Source organism: Rahnella sp. P4_A8 (assembly GCF_056402435.1).
In genome coordinates this window covers 1-595 of record NZ_JBFUHK010000373.1, presented here as the reverse complement: position 1 = coordinate 595, position 595 = coordinate 1, and the positions used below count along the sequence as shown (strand labels likewise).

The 595-nt window shown below is 44.5% G+C and carries 1 protein-coding gene; it reads right to left on the bottom strand.

Annotation, left to right across the window (positions count from 1 at the left end):
• On the bottom strand, positions 1 to 595 hold a 595-nt coding region (locus AC1DUO_RS26065), incomplete at both ends, for a hypothetical protein (protein WP_477989634.1).

The following is a 595-nucleotide window of genomic DNA, read 5'->3' as shown; positions in this document are numbered from 1 at the left end:
GCCTGTAATCGGACAATAGCGACGAATAGCATGCTGCGGAAAATAGCGTTTAATCGCCGCTTCTTCAATTTCACCTATATCTGGTGCACCGTTGTCGTACATGACAACTATCGGGTCTTTAATCTCTATTCGAGATACGAGACGACTGTAGAGACACGACCAGTCCGACTCAGAAGCAAACATTGTGTTCGCAAATACGCTATCTGCATAAAAAACCTCAGCTAAAGGAGGATGAGCAGAGATTGTTTTTTCTACCACCAGACTCACAAGACCTTGTGTTGGTCTGATACCTGCGCTTTTATCCAGATGCCCCTTCCCGGTGGATATAAGATCCATTTTTCTAAACGTATTTAGCACGTCCGGATTATTGAGGTTACCGTAAGCGCAAAGTACGCCAGCCTTACCTGGACCTGATTTGAGCAGATAAAAAACCTCCTCAACCAGACTGTGCCCGCCCATCGACATTTTCTTCAAGGGGTAACCACCCCCCCGCAAACCAAAGAACTTTGAAATGTTATAAGCACTATTTGTCGGAAGTTTTCTAAACAGTCTTAACGGCGGTGTTTCTTTTACCAACACACCTAACTTATCTTTG